Source organism: Micrococcus sp. HMSC31B01 (assembly GCF_001816085.1).
Classification (GTDB): domain Bacteria; phylum Actinomycetota; class Actinomycetes; order Actinomycetales; family Micrococcaceae; genus Micrococcus; species Micrococcus luteus.
This window is the reverse complement of the sequence record NZ_KV825462.1, coordinates 1-1,282: the sequence shown is the minus strand read 5'-3', so window position 1 is coordinate 1,282 and position 1,282 is coordinate 1. Positions and strand designations below refer to the sequence as shown.

The following is a 1,282-nucleotide window of genomic DNA, read 5'->3' as shown; positions in this document are numbered from 1 at the left end:
GGGCGCCCGCGGCGGGGGCGGCGGGCGGGACGTTGGCGCGCAGCAGGTCCCGGGCGAGCAGCACGAGTCCGGCGACGTCCTCGACCTCGCCGATCGGCCGGTGCGGGTCGATGCCGGCCAGCAGGAGGGTCTCGCAGCGGTAGATGTTGCCGATCCCGGAGACGAGCCGCTGGTCGAGCAGGGCCAGGCCGACCGGCCGCTCGGGCCGGGCCGTGAGCCGCCGCACGCCCTCGGCGAGCAGCGCGGCGCCGTCGTCGGGCGTGTCCCAGGCCGGGTCCAGCAGGTCGGGGCCGAGGTGGCCGAGGACGGTGGCCTCGTCGGCGGTGGGCACGAGGGTGAGCAGGCCCAGCTGGGCGCCGAGCACGCGGTGCTCCGCCGTCTCCAGCACCGCCCGCACCTGCCAGGCGGGGGCGCCCCACCGCGCGTCGACGGCCGAGACGAGCCAGCGCCCCTCCATCTTCAGGTGCGAGATGAGCGTGAGCGGCCGGGCCCCGGGGCGGGCCGCGGGCGGGGTCAGCCGCATCAGCAGGTACTTGGCGCGCGGCAGGACCTCGGCCACCGTCCAGCCGGTCAGGTCCGCGGTGGCGTGGCGGGGCACGCGCAGATCCGCGTGCGTCAGGACCCGGCCCTCGAGCACGAGGCGGAGCCGGTGCGCGACGCGGACGAGGGAGTCGCCTTCAGGCACGGGCCGTCACCGGCTCAGGCCGCGTTGAGCTGCCAGGTCACGCCGAAGCGGTCCCCGACCCACGCGAAGCGGCGGGAGAAGCCGTCGTCGTCGGGCGGCATGTAGTCACGGCCACCGCCGGCGAGGAGCGCATCGTGGACCGCGTCCACCGCGGTGGCGTCCGGCAGCTCGACGAACAGGCTGATGGCCGGGGTGAATGTGAACCCGTGCGGGGTGAAGGAGTCGAAGAAGCGCAGCCGCTGGCCGGCAATCTCGAGCTCGCCGTGCAGGACCTTGCCCGCCCATGCGGCGCCGCGCGGGGAGGAGTCGTCGAAGAGGTCCCGGCGGACCTCGGTGACCGGCAGGTGCTCCACGAACGCGGTGAGGTAGGCGTCCATGGCCGCACCGGCGTCACCCTCGAACATGAGGAACGGGGTGACGGAGGGGTCTGAGGGATGCGGCAGGGAGTCCTCCAGGGCCTCGGGGGCGGGGGACGTGCCCGTGGGGGCGGTGCCCACGTCCTCGGGCGGGGCGGCGTCGATGCTCATGGGCCGAACCTACCCCCGGGCCCCGCCTCCGCGACAGGGCCGCCCGGGCAATGCGGGTTGAGTTGTCGCG

At 75.7% G+C, this 1,282-nt stretch carries 2 protein-coding genes; both read right to left on the bottom strand.

The window, feature by feature from the left end; translation table 11 throughout:
* Positions 1-685 (bottom strand): DNA-formamidopyrimidine glycosylase family protein (locus HMPREF3105_RS12320; protein WP_070709883.1); only part of this gene is annotated, 685 nt, incomplete at its 3' end.
* 14 nt (positions 686-699) lie between these two features.
* Entirely contained in the window at positions 700-1,212 is a 513-nt protein-coding gene (locus tag HMPREF3105_RS12315) for a VOC family protein (RefSeq protein ID WP_020627985.1), read from the bottom strand.
* Between the last annotated feature and the right edge of the window lie 70 nt (positions 1,213-1,282).

What these genes read in the sequence shown, in the direction of transcription:
- HMPREF3105_RS12315 (WP_020627985.1), bottom strand. Translation starts at nt 1,212, where the DNA reads ATGAGCATCGACGCCGCCCCGCCCGAGGACGTGGGCACCGCCCCCACG.